16 protein-coding genes and 1 pseudogene are annotated in these 15,284 nt (G+C 63.9%); 13 read left to right on the top strand and 4 right to left on the bottom strand.

Features of this window, described 5'->3' with window-relative positions; all coding sequences use genetic code 11:
- Window positions 1-22 precede the first annotated feature (22 nt).
- The 9 genes from ABG82_RS27155 to ABG82_RS27115 all read left to right on the top strand — a co-directional run bounded on the left by ABG82_RS27155 (window position 23) and on the right by ABG82_RS27115 (window position 8,611).
- Complete coding sequence (locus ABG82_RS27155) at window positions 23-445, top strand: DUF5318 family protein (RefSeq protein ID WP_012296823.1); 423 nt, start codon at window positions 23-25, stop codon at window positions 443-445.
- Between the two features lie 19 nt (window positions 446-464).
- The gene (locus ABG82_RS27150; protein ID WP_043078202.1) at window positions 465-2,846 is read left to right on the top strand and encodes a transglycosylase domain-containing protein; all 2,382 of its coding nucleotides are present in this window, start codon (window positions 465-467) and stop codon (window positions 2,844-2,846) included.
- Between the two features lie 4 nt (window positions 2,847-2,850).
- Window positions 2,851-4,482, top strand: coding sequence for a glycosyltransferase family 87 protein (locus ABG82_RS27145; RefSeq protein WP_078343434.1), 1,632 nt, complete (start codon window positions 2,851-2,853; stop codon window positions 4,480-4,482).
- Window positions 4,483-4,652: 170 nt separating this feature from the next.
- Window positions 4,653-4,943: a 30S ribosomal protein S6 gene (rpsF, locus tag ABG82_RS27140; RefSeq protein WP_005072064.1), complete on the top strand. Its 291-nt coding sequence runs from the start codon at window positions 4,653-4,655 to the stop codon at window positions 4,941-4,943.
- An 84-nt stretch (window positions 4,944-5,027) separates the two neighbouring features.
- Entirely contained in the window at window positions 5,028-5,528 is a 501-nt protein-coding gene (locus ABG82_RS27135; protein ID WP_043078203.1) for a single-stranded DNA-binding protein, read from the top strand.
- 44 nt (window positions 5,529-5,572) lie between these two features.
- Entirely contained in the window at window positions 5,573-5,827 is a 255-nt protein-coding gene (gene rpsR / locus ABG82_RS27130; RefSeq protein ID WP_005064619.1) for a 30S ribosomal protein S18, read from the top strand.
- A gap of 18 nt (window positions 5,828-5,845) precedes the next feature.
- Window positions 5,846-6,301: a 50S ribosomal protein L9 gene (gene rplI / locus ABG82_RS27125; RefSeq protein WP_043078204.1), complete on the top strand. Its 456-nt coding sequence runs from the start codon at window positions 5,846-5,848 to the stop codon at window positions 6,299-6,301.
- 452 nt (window positions 6,302-6,753) lie between these two features.
- Window positions 6,754-8,130, top strand: coding sequence for a replicative DNA helicase (dnaB, locus tag ABG82_RS27120; protein WP_043078205.1), 1,377 nt, complete (start codon window positions 6,754-6,756; stop codon window positions 8,128-8,130).
- Between the two features lie 265 nt (window positions 8,131-8,395).
- The gene (locus tag ABG82_RS27115; RefSeq protein WP_052511029.1) at window positions 8,396-8,611 is read left to right on the top strand and encodes an SRPBCC family protein; all 216 of its coding nucleotides are present in this window, start codon (window positions 8,396-8,398) and stop codon (window positions 8,609-8,611) included.
- Here ABG82_RS27115 and ABG82_RS27110 read toward each other — a convergent pair.
- The gene (locus ABG82_RS27110; RefSeq protein ID WP_043078206.1) at window positions 8,608-9,198 is read right to left on the bottom strand and encodes a TetR-like C-terminal domain-containing protein; all 591 of its coding nucleotides are present in this window, start codon (window positions 9,196-9,198) and stop codon (window positions 8,608-8,610) included. The two genes, ABG82_RS27115 and ABG82_RS27110, sit on opposite strands and share 4 nt — an antisense overlap.
- A gap of 52 nt (window positions 9,199-9,250) precedes the next feature.
- Between ABG82_RS27110 and ABG82_RS27105 the strand changes: the two genes are divergently transcribed.
- Window positions 9,251-10,399: a saccharopine dehydrogenase NADP-binding domain-containing protein gene (locus tag ABG82_RS27105; protein WP_052511031.1), complete on the top strand. Its 1,149-nt coding sequence runs from the start codon at window positions 9,251-9,253 to the stop codon at window positions 10,397-10,399.
- 17 nt (window positions 10,400-10,416) lie between these two features.
- On the opposite strand, the pseudogene ABG82_RS28070 reads toward ABG82_RS27105, so the two are convergent.
- Window positions 10,417-11,215: pseudogene (locus ABG82_RS28070) on the bottom strand (acyl-CoA dehydrogenase family protein); the annotation flags it as partial.
- A 175-nt stretch (window positions 11,216-11,390) separates the two neighbouring features.
- Between ABG82_RS28070 and ABG82_RS27095 the strand changes: the two are divergent.
- Window positions 11,391-11,618, top strand: a complete 228-nt coding sequence (locus ABG82_RS27095; protein ID WP_043078208.1) for a hypothetical protein — start codon at window positions 11,391-11,393, stop codon at window positions 11,616-11,618.
- A gap of 21 nt (window positions 11,619-11,639) precedes the next feature.
- On the opposite strand, the gene ABG82_RS27090 is transcribed toward ABG82_RS27095, so the two are convergent.
- A complete protein-coding gene (locus tag ABG82_RS27090) occupies window positions 11,640-12,782 on the bottom strand; it encodes a cellulase family glycosylhydrolase (protein ID WP_043078209.1) in 1,143 nt (380 codons plus the stop codon).
- A 196-nt stretch (window positions 12,783-12,978) separates the two neighbouring features.
- On the opposite strand from ABG82_RS27090, the gene mug reads away from it, so the two are divergent.
- Window positions 12,979-13,545 carry a G/U mismatch-specific DNA glycosylase gene (gene mug / locus ABG82_RS27085; RefSeq protein ID WP_065212781.1) on the top strand — a complete coding sequence of 189 codons (567 nt, stop codon included), beginning with the start codon at window positions 12,979-12,981 and terminating at the stop codon, window positions 13,543-13,545.
- A 123-nt stretch (window positions 13,546-13,668) separates the two neighbouring features.
- A complete protein-coding gene (locus tag ABG82_RS27080; protein WP_043078211.1) occupies window positions 13,669-14,364 on the top strand; it encodes a helix-turn-helix domain-containing protein in 696 nt (231 codons plus the stop codon).
- Here ABG82_RS27080 and ABG82_RS27075 read toward each other — a convergent pair.
- Window positions 14,341-15,138, bottom strand: coding sequence for an alpha/beta fold hydrolase (locus tag ABG82_RS27075; RefSeq protein WP_043078212.1), 798 nt, complete (start codon window positions 15,136-15,138; stop codon window positions 14,341-14,343). The two genes, ABG82_RS27080 and ABG82_RS27075, sit on opposite strands and share 24 nt — an antisense overlap.
- Between the last annotated feature and the right edge of the window lie 146 nt (window positions 15,139-15,284).

Here is a 15,284-nt window from a genome sequence, read left to right as displayed (position 1 = left end):
CAAGGGACGTACTCTGGTTACCGTGCGATTGCAGAGACAGGTGGTGGATTACGCGCTCAAGCGGCGATCCCTGCTGGCTGAGGTCTATTCCGGGCGTACCGGCGTGGCCGAAGTCTGCGACGCGAACCCCTACCTGCTCCGGGCGGCTAAATTTCACGGCAAGCCCAGCGCCGTGGTCTGCCCGATCTGCCGCAAGGAGCAACTGACACTGGTGTCGTGGGTTTTCGGCGAACACTTGGGCGCAGTCTCGGGATCCGCGCGAACGGCCGAGGAACTCGTGCTGCTGGCCACCCGATACTCGGAGTTCGCCGTGCATGTTGTCGAGGTATGCCGGACCTGCAGTTGGAATCATTTGGTGAAGTCGTATGTCATGGGCGCCCTGCCGGCGCCGAAGGGGACCACCCCACGTCAGCGAACAACTCGGGCCCGGACGGCCAGTGAATAGGCAGACAGGTGAGGGTGGCGTGGTTGGCGAGCAGAATCCGGTAGCTCCCAACGGCGGCCCGGATTCACCGCGCAACCCCAGCACGGACGACCGTCCGACATCGATCCTGGATCCGATCGAGGATTTGCCGCTGTACCGGCGCGACGAGGACGCGGTGGCGGCGGCTCGTGCCGCCCTGGAACGTGACGACGACGGGGGCCTCGGACATGAGCCGCCACCGCCACCTCCGGGCCCGCCCGGCAGGCCGGGTGGTTCGTCCCGCCCGCCGCGCCGTCGCAAGCGAAAGAGCAATGGCTGGAAGACCTTCCGCAATGTGATGATCGCCCTGGTGTTGCTGGCGATCGTGATTCCGTTGGCGACGTTCGCGCTCGCCTATTCGGTGGTGGAGATCCCCAAGCCGGGTGATATCCGCACCAGCCAGGTGTCCACCATCCTGGCCAGTGACGGCACCACTGAGCTTGCCAAAGTTGTTCCGCCGGAAGGCAACCGGGTCGATATCAAGATCGACCAGGTGCCCCAGCACGTGCGTGCCGCCGTCATGGCCGCCGAGGATCGCGACTTCTACGGCAACCCGGGCTTCTCGTTCTCGGGTCTGCTGCGCGCGGTCAAGAACAACATGTTCGGTGGCGACACCCAGGGTGGATCGACCATCACCCAGCAGTACGTGAAGAACGCCATGGTCGGTTCGCAGCGCGCCGGCCTGGGCGGCCTGACCCGTAAGGCCAAGGAGATCGTGATCTCCACCAAGATGTCGCAGTCCTGGTCCAAGGATCAGGTGATGGAGGCGTACCTCAACATCATCTACTTCGGACGTGGCGCTTACGGCATCTCCGCGGCGTCCAAGGCCTACTTCGACAAGCCGGTCGAGCAGTTGACGGTGTCCGAGGGTGCGCTGCTGGCCGCACTGATCCAGCGGCCGTCGCGTCTGGATCCTGCGGTGGATCTTCCGGAGTCCACGAACCGTTGGAACTGGGTGCTCGACGGCATGGTCACCATCGGTGCGCTGTCCGCTCAGGATCGCGCCGGCCAGGTCTACCCGGCCACGGTGCCGCCCGAGCAGGCCGCGGCGCAGAACGCCACCACCGGCCCCAACGGTTTGATCAAACGTCAGGTGATGGCCGAGCTCACCGATCTGTTCAATATCGACGAGCAGACGCTGAATACCGAGGGTTTGCAGATCACCACGACCATCGACACCAAGGCGCAGCAAGCCGCTGAGAACGCGGTCACCAACACGCTGCAGAGTGAGAACCCGGACCTGCGGACGGCAGTGGTGTCCATCGACCCGCGCACGGGTGCGGTCAAGGCGTATTACGGCGGCTCCAACGCGCAGGGTCTGGACTACGCACAGCAGGGCCTGCAGACCGGCTCCTCGTTCAAGGTGTTCGCCTTGGTGGCGGCGCTGCAACAGGGCATCGGTCTGGGCTACCAGCTGGACAGCTCCGAACTGACCTATCAGGGCATCACCATCAAGAACAGCGAAGACGCCTCGTGCGGCACCTGTTCGGTGGCCGAGGCGCTCAAGCGCTCGCTGAACACGAGCTTCTACCGGCTCATGCTGAAGCTGAAGAATGGGCCCGATGATGTGGCCGCGGCCGCGCACAACGCCGGTATCGCCGAGAACTTCCCCGGTGTCTCGCACACCCTGTCCGAGGACGGGCAGGGCGGTCCGCCCAACAACGGTGTGGTGCTGGGTCAGTACCAGACCCGGGTCATCGATATGGCGTCGGCGTACGCGACGCTGGCTTCGTCCGGTACCTACCGCAAGCCGCATTTCATCCAGAAGGTGGTGAACGCCGACGGCCAGGTGCTGTTCGACGCGGGCTCCTCCGACAACACCGGCGAGAAGCGCATCTCCGATGATGTTGCGAACAACGCGATCTCGGCGATGAAGCCCATCGCGGCCTACTCGCGTGGACACGCGCTGGCGGGTGGACGGGAATCGGCCGCCAAGACCGGTACCGCACAGCTGGGCGACACCAAGGACAACAAGGACGCCTGGATGGTCGGGTTCACCCCGTCGCTCTCGACGGCGGTCTGGGTGGGCACCGACGACGGTAAGCCGATCAAGAACAGTTGGGGCGGACCCATTTACGGTTCCGGTCTGCCGTCGGATATCTGGCAGAAGACCATGAACGGCGCCCTGGACGGCACCCCGAAGGAGACCTTCCCGAAGCCGGGTCCGATCGGTGGTTACGCCGGCGTGCCCACGTACGCGCCGCCGCCACCGGTTCCGAACGGTCCGCCGGTGCCCGCGCCCACGGGCGGTGGAGAAGTGACGGTCATCCAGCCCACGATTGAAATCGCGCCCGGCATCACCATTCCGGTGGGGCCGCCGACGACGATTCCGGTCGGTCCGGCGGCGCCACCAGCGGGTGACGCACCACCGCCGGGGCCGTAGGCAGGTGCCGGCCGAGTCCACGGTGTCACCCGAGCCACTCGCGGATGATCTGCGCAGTGCCGATGACCGTGATTTCCCCAGTCGCACGGACGCGATGGGTATCGAGCTGTCCGAGGTGGTCGGCGGACCGGTGGGCCGGCACGCGCTGGTGGGCCGGCAGCCGTTCTGGACGCCGCTGCGGGTGGTGTTCATCATCGCGCTGGGATTCCTCATTCTGGGATGGACCAGCAAGGCGCCCTGTCTGCAGCAGAGTGGCACCGGCAACGGCGCTGCGCGCGTGGCCAACTGGGACAACAACCGGGCCTACTACCAACTATGCTACTCGGACACCGTGCCGCTGTACGGCGCGGAGCTGCTGAACCAGGGCCGCTTCCCCTACAAGTCGAGCTGGCTGGAAACCGATGGGGGTGGGCACCAGAAGATCCAGTACGACGGCGTCCCGGCGGTCCGGTACATGGAGTACCCGGTGGTCACCGGGGTGTATCAGTACACCGCGATGGCGCTGGCCAAGACCTACACGCAGGCCAGCGATCTGCTCGGGCTGCCGGTCGTGGCCGAGGTGGTGATGTTCTTCAACATCGTGGCTTTCGGGTTGGCCCTGGCGTGGCTGGTAACCATTTGGGCCAGTGCGGGATTGAGCCCGCGCACCCGCCCGTGGGACGTGGTGATGATCGCCGCCTCGCCCATTGTGATATTCCAGATCTTCACCAATTTCGATGCTCTGGCAACGGCTTTCAGCATGACGGCGTTGTGGGCGTGGGCGCGCAAGAAACCCTGGCTCGCGGGCGTGCTGATCGGGCTGGGCGTGGCCGCAAAGCTCTATCCGGTGCTGCTGCTACTTCCCCTGCTGCTGGTGAGTCTGCGCGGCGGCAAGATGCACGAGTTCTCCAAGACCGCCGCGGCCGCGGCGGCCAGCTGGGTCCTGGTGAATGCGCCGGTGGCGATGCTGTTCCCGCGCGGCTGGGGGGAGTTCTTCCGACTCAACACCCGTCGCGGCGACGACATGGATTCGCTCTACAACGTCGTGAAGTCCTTCACCGGATGGCAGGGTTTCGACGGCCCGCTGGGCTTCTGGGAGCCGCCGGTCGTCCTCAACGCGGTGTCGGCGGTGCTCTTCGGGCTGTGCTGTCTGGGCATCGGGTACGTGGCGTTGACGGCGCCGAGGCGGCCACGGGTGGCGCAGCTGGCCTTCCTGGTGGTCGCGGTGTTTCTGCTGACCAACAAGGTGTGGAGCCCGCAGTTCTCGCTGTGGCTGGTGCCGTTGGCGGTGGTGGCCTTGCCGCACCGCCGCATTCTGCTGGCCTGGATGACGGTCGATGCGCTGGTGTGGGTGCCCCGGATGTATTACTTGCTGGGTATCGAGAACAAGGGGCTGCCCGAGCAGTGGTTCACCGGCACGGTGTTGGTACGCGATATCGCGGTGATCGGACTGTGCGTGCTGGTGCTGCACCAGATCTATCACCCGAGCGAGGACTTGGTGCGCGCCCATGACGACGATCCCGCGGGTGGGCCGTGCCATGGGGCGCCCGACGCTCCTCCCGGCTGGCTGCCGGTCTGGCTGCGGCCGCGTAAACCGGCGCCACACATCGCCCGCGCGCACTCCGTGGGATCGAGTGCGAGCCTCACGCGGAAATAGCGGCCGAAAACCGCGCCAGCCTCGCTCTCGATGCGGGCCCCCGGCCGTGCTGCGACGATTTCGCCGGTCAGGGGGTGTTGCGGTAGCCTGGGCCGGTTGCCGACGCAGGCGACTCTCCTGCCACGGATACGCCGTGGCCGCACAAGACCATAGGAGGTGATGAGTTTCTCATGCGTCAGTACGAAATCATGGTCATTCTCGACCCCACCCTTGATGAGCGCACCGTAGCTCCGTCCCTGGATACGTTCCTGAACGTTGTCCGTGGCGACGGCGGAACCGTCTCGAAGGTGGAAGTCTGGGGCAAGCGCCGTCTTGCTTACGAGATCGCCAAGCACACCGAAGGCATCTACGCGGTGATCGACGTGGTCGCTGCTCCGGCCACCGTGTCCGAGCTGGATCGTCAGCTTGGCCTGAACGAGTCCGTGTTGCGGACCAAGGTTCTGCGCACCGGAGCCCGCTGACGATCTCTGGGAGAACCGACGGGAGCCGCTGGGCTTCCGTAGGCTGCCGGTTAACTAAGCCGCTGACATCTACGAGGAGGAACCGTGGCAGGTGACACCACCATCACGGTCGTCGGAAACTTGACCGCCGATCCGGAACTGCGTTTCACACCGTCCGGGGCTGCCGTCGCCAACTTCACTGTGGCCTCGACACCCCGCATCTTCGACCGACAGAGCTCGGAGTGGAAAGACGGTGAGGCGCTGTTCCTGCGGTGCAACATCTGGCGTGAGGCCGCCGAAAACGTGGCCGAAAGCCTCACTCGTGGTTCCCGTGTCATCGTGACAGGCCGGCTTAAGCAGCGCTCCTTCGAGACCCGCGAGGGCGAGAAGCGCACCGTGGTCGAGGTCGAGGTCGACGAGATCGGCCCGTCTCTGCGGTACGCGACCGCCAAGGTCAACAGGGCCTCGCGTGGTGGCGGTGGCGGCGGAGGTTTCGGTGGCGGCGGTGGCGGCGGGGGTTCCCGCTCCAGCGAGCCTGCCGACGATCCGTGGGGCAGTGCCCCGGCCTCCGGCTCTACCGCGGCCGACGACGAACCGCCCTTCTGATCTGGGCGAAACAACTTATCTAGCTAGAAAGAAAGAGATTCACCATGGCCAAGACGACTAAGCGCCGTCCTGCCCCGGAAAAGCCGGTCAAGACACGGAAGTGCGCGTTCTGCACCAAGAAGGCGCTGAACATCGACTACAAGGACACCAACCTGCTGCGCACGTACATCAGTGAGCGCGGCAAGATTCGTGCCCGCCGGGTCACCGGAAACTGCGTTCAGCACCAGCGCGACATCGCGATCGCTGTGAAGAACGCCCGCGAGGTTGCCCTGCTGCCGTTCAGCTCGGCGACGCGGTAGGGACCGGAGGGACATCTAATGAAGCTGATTCTGACGACCGAGGTCGAGCACCTCGGCACTGCCGGTGACACCGTTGAGGTCAAGGACGGTTACGGACGTAACTACCTGCTGCCGCGCGGACTGGCGATTGTCGCCACCCGTGGTGCCGAGCGCCAGGCGACGGATATCCGTCGTGCCCGTGAGGCCAAGGAGATCCGTGGCGTCGAGCACGCTCACGAGATCAAGCAGGCGATCGAGGGGCTGGGTGCCGTCAAGCTGACGGTGAAGACCGCCGGCGAAGGCAAGCTGTTCGGTTCGGTGACCGCCGCTGACGTGGTGGGTGCCATCAAGGCCGCCGGTGGCCCGAACCTGGACAAGCGGACCGTCACCCTGCCGAAGGCTCACATCAAGCAGATCGGTTCGTACGCGCTGGACGTGCACCTGCACACCGGTGTGGCAACCAAGGTCACTGTGGATGTAGTCGCCGAAGGCTGATCGATCCGAAATAGTGCCGGGTCAACGGCGTCGCGGATTTCCGCGGCGCCGTTGCCGTATCTACTGGCGAATGTATTGTACGCGTGTGCCAGTCCAGCGAAGCTACCTCTAGTTAACCTAGAGGGTTGGTCGGGGTAACAGAACACGCCCGAAGACGCAACCTGCGGCGACACGCCGGAATGAATCCCATCCACAGTCCTGTCAATTGATTCAACGGCCTTCACCTGGGAAAAGTGCAGGAACGTAGGTAGCTATCCCCAGGTTTTCCCCAACCCCCTAACACCGCGTTGGACAGTAGTCCACACCCCATGCCCAGGCTCATCCACAGGCCCGCTTGGCAGGGCCGCTAGCAACATCTAACGTCTACCGCGGCGCGCCGGGGTGAACCGTACTTGTCAGACCTAGACGCGATCATGTGTTCGACTTGATGTGAGTAGGAGGACCCGCGCGCCGTGGCGATAGTCGACGATCTGGGCCAGTCCGGACCAGTTGCCCCTCCCGACGAGGAGTTCGGCCGTCAACCACCTCAGGATGTGGCTGCCGAGCAGTCCGTGCTGGGCGGGATGCTGCTGTCCAAGGACGCCATCGCCGACGTGCTGGAGAAGCTGCGGCCCCACGACTTCTATCGGCCCAATCATCAGAGCGTGTACGAGGCCGTCCTGGACCTCTACGGCAGGGGAGAGCCCGCCGATGCGGTGACCGTGGCCGCCGAGCTGGACCGGCGTGGGCAGCTGCGCCGGGTGGGTGGTGCACCTTATTTGCACACGCTGATCTCCACGGTGCCGACAGCCGCCAACGCCGGGTACTACGCGGGCATCGTCGCGGAGAAGGCGCTGCTGCGCCGGCTGGTGGAGGCCGGCACCCGGGTGGTGCAGTACGGCTATGCCGGGGCCGAGGGCGCCGACGTGGCCGAGGTGGTCGACCGGGCGCAGGCCGAGGTCTACGACGTCACCGACCGGCGGATGTCGGAAGACTATGTGCCGCTGGAAGAGCTGCTGCAGCCCACGATGGATGAGATCGATGCGATCGCGTCGGCGGGCGGTATCTCCAAGGGTGTGCCGACGGGGTTCACCGATCTGGATGAGATCACCAACGGACTGCATCCGGGTCAGATGATCATCGTGGCGGCGCGACCTGGTGTGGGTAAGTCGACGCTTGGTTTGGATTTCATGCGCTCGTGCTCCATCAAGCACCAGCTGCCCAGCGTTATCTTCTCGCTGGAAATGAGCAAGACCGAGATCGTGATGCGACTGCTCTCGGCCGAGGCGAAAATCAAACTGGGCGACATGCGTTCGGGCCGGATGAGCGATGACGACTGGACGCGCCTGGCACGGCGGATGAGTGAGATCAGCGAGGCGCCGCTCTATATCGACGACTCGCCGAACCTGACGATGATGGAAATCCGTGCCAAGGCGCGACGGCTCAATCAGAAGGCCGGGCTCAAGCTGGTGGTGGTGGACTACCTGCAGCTGATGACCTCCGGTAAGAAGCACGAATCCCGTCAGCAGGAAGTCTCGGAGTTCTCCCGAAACCTGAAGCTGTTGGCCAAGGAGCTCGAGGTTCCGGTGATCGCGATCAGCCAGCTGAACCGTGGTCCCGAGCAGCGCACCGACAAGCGGCCGCAGGTCTCGGACCTTCGTGAATCGGGCTCGCTGGAACAGGACGCCGACATGGTCATCCTGTTGCACCGCCCGGACGCGTTCGAGCGCGACGACCCTCGCGGCGGTGAGGCCGATCTGATCCTGGGCAAGCACCGTAACGGCCCGACGGCGACCATCACCGTGGCGCATCAGCTGCACCTGTCGCGGTTTACGAATATGGCGCGGTAGCCGAAAGCAGTTTTCGAGACGCGCCGGATATCGACAGGACACGCCTAGCTACTTTGACGAGATTCGGGCGTGTCGCGGGGATTTGCTAGTCTAGCTTGTAAAAGTCCAGGTCAGAGCGATGCTCGCGCTAGAGCAGGTACCGCCAGGCCGCACCCCCCTTCGACGCGCCAAGGGAGGGGCTTTTTGACTGGCAGGCCGTCGTTAGTCGGCATCTGGATATCGAGTCGTCCGGCGCGGCCACCGGCCGAACTCGTTCAGCTACGACGTGTTCCGGTCGTTCCCGCCGTCGCACCAGCAGAACGGTCAGGTTGTCTGCACCGAGGTTGCCGGCGGCACTCGGCTGCAGTGGACGACGAGCTTCGAGGTCCGCATTCCCCTCATCGGGGAGGCGATCGGCCGCTGGATCGCCCAGCCGTTCATGCAGAGGATGTTCGAGCGGATCGTCGATCGGGCCGAACGAGACCTGGTCTCGACGCGTTAGCGCGCGCCGTGCCGGCGCAGGGCGAGTTGCACCGACCGTTCGATGACACGGTCGTCGATGCGGCGTCCCGTGACGAGCAGACGGAAATAGGTCAGGCTCACCAAGTCTTCGATGACGTTATAGGGATCGCAGTCGTGCGGAAGTTCTCCCCGCTCCATCGCCTTGGTGACCACCACCGCAGCGTTGGCGAAGTGTGCATGCCAAAAATCTGCCCTGACCTCGGCGAGTTCGTCGCTCCCCTGGCCCAGGCCCACGGCGAAACGAATGAGGCGCGCAATCTCGGCACGCTGGAGGAGCCGGACCGTGTCGGTGAGCAGCACGCGAAGATCGGACTCGAGTGTTCCCGTGTCGGGGATCGGGATTTCGAGCCGCGCAAGGTCAGCGAGAGCATCAGCGGCGAGCGCCTGCCTGGTCGACCAGCGGCGATACACGGTCGTTTCCGCCACGCCGGCGGCGGCCGCCACCCTGGCAATGCTCAACTGCTCGTAGCCCTCGTTGAGAAGGATTTCCGTCGTCGCCCGCACAACGTTCTCCCGATTGCGCGCAGTGCGACCGCCGGGGCGTCGCTGAACGGACTCGCTGCTCACATGTGACCTCACTCACCTACTAATGCAAGTAATCTTGCACTAGCATTCAAGTATGACACACACATGGATCATCGGCGCGGGTGGGCGCGTCGGACGCCGAATTGCCAAAGACTTGTACCTCGACGGTGTGGCTCTCGTCCTGGTCGACCTCGATGCCGCGCGCCTGGCCGACCAGGCATCGGAGTTGGCTGCCAACGGCGGCCCGAGGCCGGACATTCTGGTCAGTGGCGATCTCGCGGCGCAGATCGCTGAGCATCGTCCCGCGGTCGTGGTCAACACGGTCGGGCCCTTCACGCGAACGGGTGGCCCTACCGCGCGGGCGTGTATCGCCGCCGGTGCCCATTACGTCGACATGTCCAACGAGTACCGGCCGGTTCGTGAACTCCTTGACATGCACGACGACGCCGTGCAAGCGGGGGTGACGGTCGTGACCGCTGCCGGGTTCGGCGGACTCGCGACCGAGGCGCTGACGCGGGCACTCATCGCGGGCCGACCCACTCCGGCGCGTGTCGAGGTCGCGAACATGCCAATGACCGCCCAGATCGGACCGGCGCTGGTGGCGAGTGTGCTCGAAGCCGCCCAGGCCGGTGGCCGGGAATATCGCGGCGGCGAACTCGTCCGTACCAGGCTGGGGTCCAATCTGACCAAGACGCCTCTTCCGGATGGATCAACCCGCAAAACCGTTGCCGTGCCGATGGGTGAACTCGAAGGAGTCTTCCGGGCATCCGGGGCGCCAGAGGTTGTCGCGCGCTCCAGCGATATGCCGACGCACTTCATCGCCCGATGCATGCTGCCCGCGGTCGGCGTCCTGCTTCGCAGCGACCGTGTGCGCCAGTTCGTTCTGCGCAGGGCGAGGCAGAACCCGTCTACCCCCAAACAGCACGGCGACACCTCGTGGGCGTACGCCGAGGTCCAGTGGGACAACGGGGAGCGTCGCGATGCCTGGCTCAGTACCAGCGAGAGCTACGAGTACACCGCGCGGGTCACCGCGATTGTGGCGGAACGACTCGCGGCCGGGGACGCGCCGCGCGGCGCGTACACCCCGAGCGCGCTGTTCGGGCCGAACCTCGCGCGCGAGGCCGGCGGCACCATCACGTTCGGCACGAGTCCCGAGGGTACATCCATCTACCCGTCGGGACTGAACCCTCGCATCGTGGTCGATGATCTCCTTGATGACATCGGGCGTCGGCGTTCGCGTTGACGCCCGATCGCAGCCCGTCAGCGCAGCAGTGAACGTGCCATGACCGGTCGCTGGATTTGGTTGGTTCCTTCGTAGATCTGAGTGATTTGGCGTCGCGGAGGTAACGCTCAACGGGAAAATCGGCGGTGTAGCCGTGACCACCGAATTGCTTGCGCTCCTTCGTGTAGGCGATTGTCTCGTCCAACGCGCCCTGCGCGATACCGACAGCTTGGGCGCCGATGGTCGGTCGTGTGTTTTCAAGGGTGGCCAGTGCGTTCTTGAACCTGGTGCCGGTTTCACCGATGATGCGGTCGCCGGGGATTCCGCAGTCCTCGAAGTACAACCCGGTGGTCGGCGAGCCGTTGAGCCCGAGTTTGCGTTCCTTGCCCCGACCGTGAAGCCTTCGTCATCGCGATGTATCGCGAATGCCGAGATTCCATTGGCACCCTTCGCAGGATCGGTCACGGCCATCACGGTGTACCAGGAAGCCTTGCCGCCGTTTGATATCCAGCATTTCGCGCCGTTGAAAACCCATTCGTCTCCGGCTTCGTGGGCACGGGTCTTCATCGCTGCCGCGTCGCTGCCGGCTTCGCGTTCGGAAAGGGCGTACGCGGCTAGCGCTTCACCGGAGGCTAGTGACGGGAAGACCTGAGCTTTGAGCTCGTCGGAGCCGCGCAAGACGATGCCCATGGTCCCGAGTTTGTTGGCGACCGGAATCATCGAGGACGATGCGCAGACCCGGGCCACTTCCTCGATGACGATGCAGCCGGCGACCGCATCCGCCGCCTGACCGCCGTGCTGCTTCGGGATGTGAACGGCCGACAGCGCCGCCGCGTTCTGTTGACCCGTGAGGCAGCAGAATTTTTGAAAGTCAAAGATTCTCGAATCCGACAATGACGGCTAGCCCGTTCTTTGTGGGAGGTGTGCAACCGCGAGGGCTTTTCGGTGCTTCCCCGAGTGTTCGCGGAGCTACCAGACATCGCGATATGTCCTGGTGGAGAGTGAGGCTGTTATGAAGAGAGTCGTCACGATCACCGGCATTGTTGTTGCGGCGCTGATTGTGGTGCTCGCCGTGCCAACGAAGGTGGTGTGCCCCAACGGCCCCTGTTCGACGGCGCCTGATGCACAAGGCAACGTCCACCGGTACTACGAGATGAAGCCGTTGGGTGCGAAGCTGGTCGAGGAGGTTGCCGGCTTCCCGATCCCGATTCACTACACATCAGGCCAGGACACTTCGTGAACAAGGATGGTCGACACGCGTTTAGACGCGCGCAGTCAGCTTCCGCAGCGTCTGATACTCGGCGTCGCGATACGGCCGCCCGTCTGGCTGTAGTAGATCGCTGAACCACACGTTCGGGATCTTCGTGTAGGGCTTGTCCCAGGAATCCCACGGAAAGTAGGTCTGGGTCTTGCCTGCCACCAGCCCCCAGCTGTACGCACCAACGTTGTGCCGCTTGGCAACTGGGAGCACACCCTCGACTGTGCTGCCCTGGTCGCGGGCCAGGTATTCGGTGCACAGGATCGGTCGGCCTAGCGGGGCGAGCTCGTTGATGCGGGCCTCGAATTCGCCCGGGCCCGCGTACGAGTGGAACGAGATGATGTCGGAGTTGTCGAGTTGGAAACCGGCCATCGCACTGCGGCTTCCGCGATCCCAGCTGCCCTGCCACACACCACTGGTCAACGGCTGCACGGGATTGACTGAACGTGCCCAGTTGAATACCTGAGGCAGCAGCCCACTGACGGCATCGATCTTGTCTTTGCGCTCTACCTTGCGGTACTGCTTGGCCGGGTTGTCCGGCTCATTCCACAGGTCCCAGCCCAGGACTCGGTTGTCATTGCGGAACTGGCTCATCACGCCCGTCACGTAATCGCTCAGCACCCCGCGGTAGCGCGGGTCGTCGATGCGGTGGGCCCCCGGGCTCTGTACCCAGCCCGAGTTGTGCACGCCCGGCGTCGGCGCCCGCTGAGCTCCTAGCTGAGGATTTGGGTCCCAGCACGAGTCGAAGAATACGAACAGCGGCTTGATGCCCTGGCGCGCGGCGATCCCGACGAATTGCGAGAGCCGGTCCTGGAATCCGGCGCGGTCCTGGGCCCACAGCAGATCGTGCAGGAACACCCGTACGGTGTTGAACCCCAACAACCGGCATGCCCCCAACTCGCTGTCGATACGCCGCGCGTCGTAGGTGCCCGGCCCGAACATCTCGAGCTGGTTGATCGCGTTTGAGGTGATGAAGTTGGTGCCGACCAACCAACCCTGTGCCTGGTACCACGCATTGGCGCGTTCAACCGGCCATTGACCCGACGCGGCAGTCGCCCGCGGGATCACCGAAAGAGGAGCCAGTACCTGAGGGAGAGCCGCTGCTGCCAGTACCAGCGGGATCTTCAGGGCCGTTCGACGGTGCACTCAGTGACCATAGGGGCGCCCAGCAAGCGCTCAGGGCTCGACGTATCGCATTGCAACCACTGAGGTTTCATATCGTTATCAACCTGAAGCGCCCCGGGTTTGGTGGTCTACGACATGGATCAGCGGGGACTGTACAACCAGGGACGAAGGTTGTCCTTGGCGCGACTGCCAGGTCGCAATGAGAAACTCCACTGTTGTGGGCCAGTACTCTCCCGATATTCTCGCCGCCGAACTCGATGTGGTTTTCTGTGGGATCAACCCCGCCGCTACCGCTGTAGCAGACGGACACAACTTCTCGAGCCGGAGCAACCGTTTCTGGGAAGTGCTCTATCGGGCGGGGTTCACCGACATTCGGCTACGCCCGGAGGATGAGCGTCAGCTATTGACCTACGGGTGCGGCATCACCGCTGCCGTGAGTCGTGCAACGCCGCGCGCCGACGAGATCGGAGTTGCCGAGTTCCGTGCGGCTCGGCCGGATTTCGAGGAGAAGATCCGTTGCGTAAGACCTATGACACTGGCGTTTCTTGGTAAGCGTGCGGTGGTGTCCATGCTCGAAGATCGACACATCGCCTTTGGACTTCAGCCATTTCGCTTCGCGGAAACCACGACGTGGGTGCTACCGAATCCCAGCGGCCTCAACCGGCGGTTCACGCTCGAGGGGCTCGTCGCGGCGTATGCCGAACTCCGTGTGTCCCTGCCCGGAAGGTTCTCCGGCGGCCGACCCCTCGAACGGCCGCCGGGGAACCATCGCGAAGGTGTGTGAACCCATCTCTGATCGGTCGAGCTGGCCCGGTTCTACCGGCCTGGTTGGCCCTGAAATGGCTACAGCTAAATAACCATTGGGGTCGATTGGCCGTCAAGAGGTGCGAGGGCGTACTTTTTGTACGTGTCCAACGCTAACTACCTTGCGGCGCTGGTGAAGGGTGTGCGGGAGCGAGCAGGAATGACACAGCGTGGCCTGGCCGATGCCATGGGGTACAGCGAGGCGCTGATACAGAAAATTGAACTAGGCACTCGTATGCCCGGGCTCAAGGTCCTTGCCGCATTGGCCGGGGTTCTGGAATTGTCGTCTTGGGAAAGCCGATACCTGCATCTGTTGGGGGGAAGGACGATGCAAGACAGCGGAACGCCGCCACCGAACATCGAGGGCTACCTGGAGTCGTTGATGCCGCATCCGGCGGCGTGGATAACTCCAGGGTGGACCATCGTTCACGCGAACAGTAAGTTCGAGCACCTATTTCCCGGCCTCTGGATGACACCTAATTTCATTCACTGGCACTATCATTCGGTCAAGTCGCGGAAAGTTATCGACAACTGGGAACAAACATCCGAATGGTGCGTTGGCTGGCTGCGTTGGAGTCTGGCCGCAAATCCCGGCGATCCGGCGCTGAAACGAATCGTTAACTCGCTCATGCCGATATCGGTGTTTCAACAGCAGTGGCAGCAGCCCATACCGATCGACCCGGACACGCGGGCATGGGTCATCAATGATTCCGTGGGTGCGGTCCAGATTCTGGATATGCGCACGTGGCACAACCCGCAGTCCAGCGGTTCGCTGCTACTGGGCGTGGCTTCCGGTTAGCCATGCTGTGGCGTGCTGCGCCACAAGAGGATTGAATGCAATACTGATCGATTGCCGTTCACCCTCAATGAGCTCGAATACGGTGGGGCCCCCGAGGTTTCGGGCGACGGCTTCTCCTAGCTCCCGTGGCACAAAGAAGTCCGTGCTGCCGTGTAGAACCAGTGCGGGGCACTCAATCTTGCGCAGCAAGTCGACGAAGTCGGTTCGGTTTGCCAATGCGTTGGACGACTCGCGGTAATCGGCCCACGCGGAACGCTGCCACCGGCCAAACAAAGCTTCGGCGTCTTCGGGTGTGCCTGTGGCGAACTCGGCCACCAGACGGTACACGGCCGGGTCAGGTCCTTGGGTGCACCAGATCTCCATCGCCGCGTGCAACGCCCCGTTCTCTGCGGCATCGGGTGCTGCGGCAGTCGGCCCGATCAGTACCAGCCGGTCGACTCTGTCGGGTGCGGCCAAAGCGGTGCGAAGTGCCAGTACGGCGCCCTGTCCTTCACCGAGAAATGTGAATGACTGCACTCCGAGGTGATCCATCAAGCCCAACGCATCGGCGGCCATGTCCTCGATCATGTAGGGCGTCTTGTCGTAGACGGTTTGGCCGTGGCCACGCAGGTCGAAGGCCACCACCCGGTATCCGGAGGCGGCGATGGCTGCCGTCAGGGGCTCGAGTGACACCGTGTCCATCAATGTTGCGTGGGTTGCCAGTACGACGGGACGGTGCAGCTCGCCGGTATCGGTATAGAAGATGCGCTGACCATCGAGCTCGATGCTGGGCATGCCACGAGCCTACGACAACCTGTAAGGTGCGCGTTCTCCGTGGACGGGGACAGCAACGCCCGAGGCCGCCGATTCATCCACGGCGGCCGATCTGCCGAACGGATGCCCAACTGCATTGCGCCACTGCACTGTCGGATACGCGCATT

Origin of the sequence: Mycobacteroides immunogenum (assembly GCF_001605725.1) — a bacterium.
GTDB lineage: Bacteria > Actinomycetota > Actinomycetes > Mycobacteriales > Mycobacteriaceae > Mycobacterium > Mycobacterium immunogenum.
This window is presented reverse-complemented; position numbering and strand designations above follow the sequence as displayed.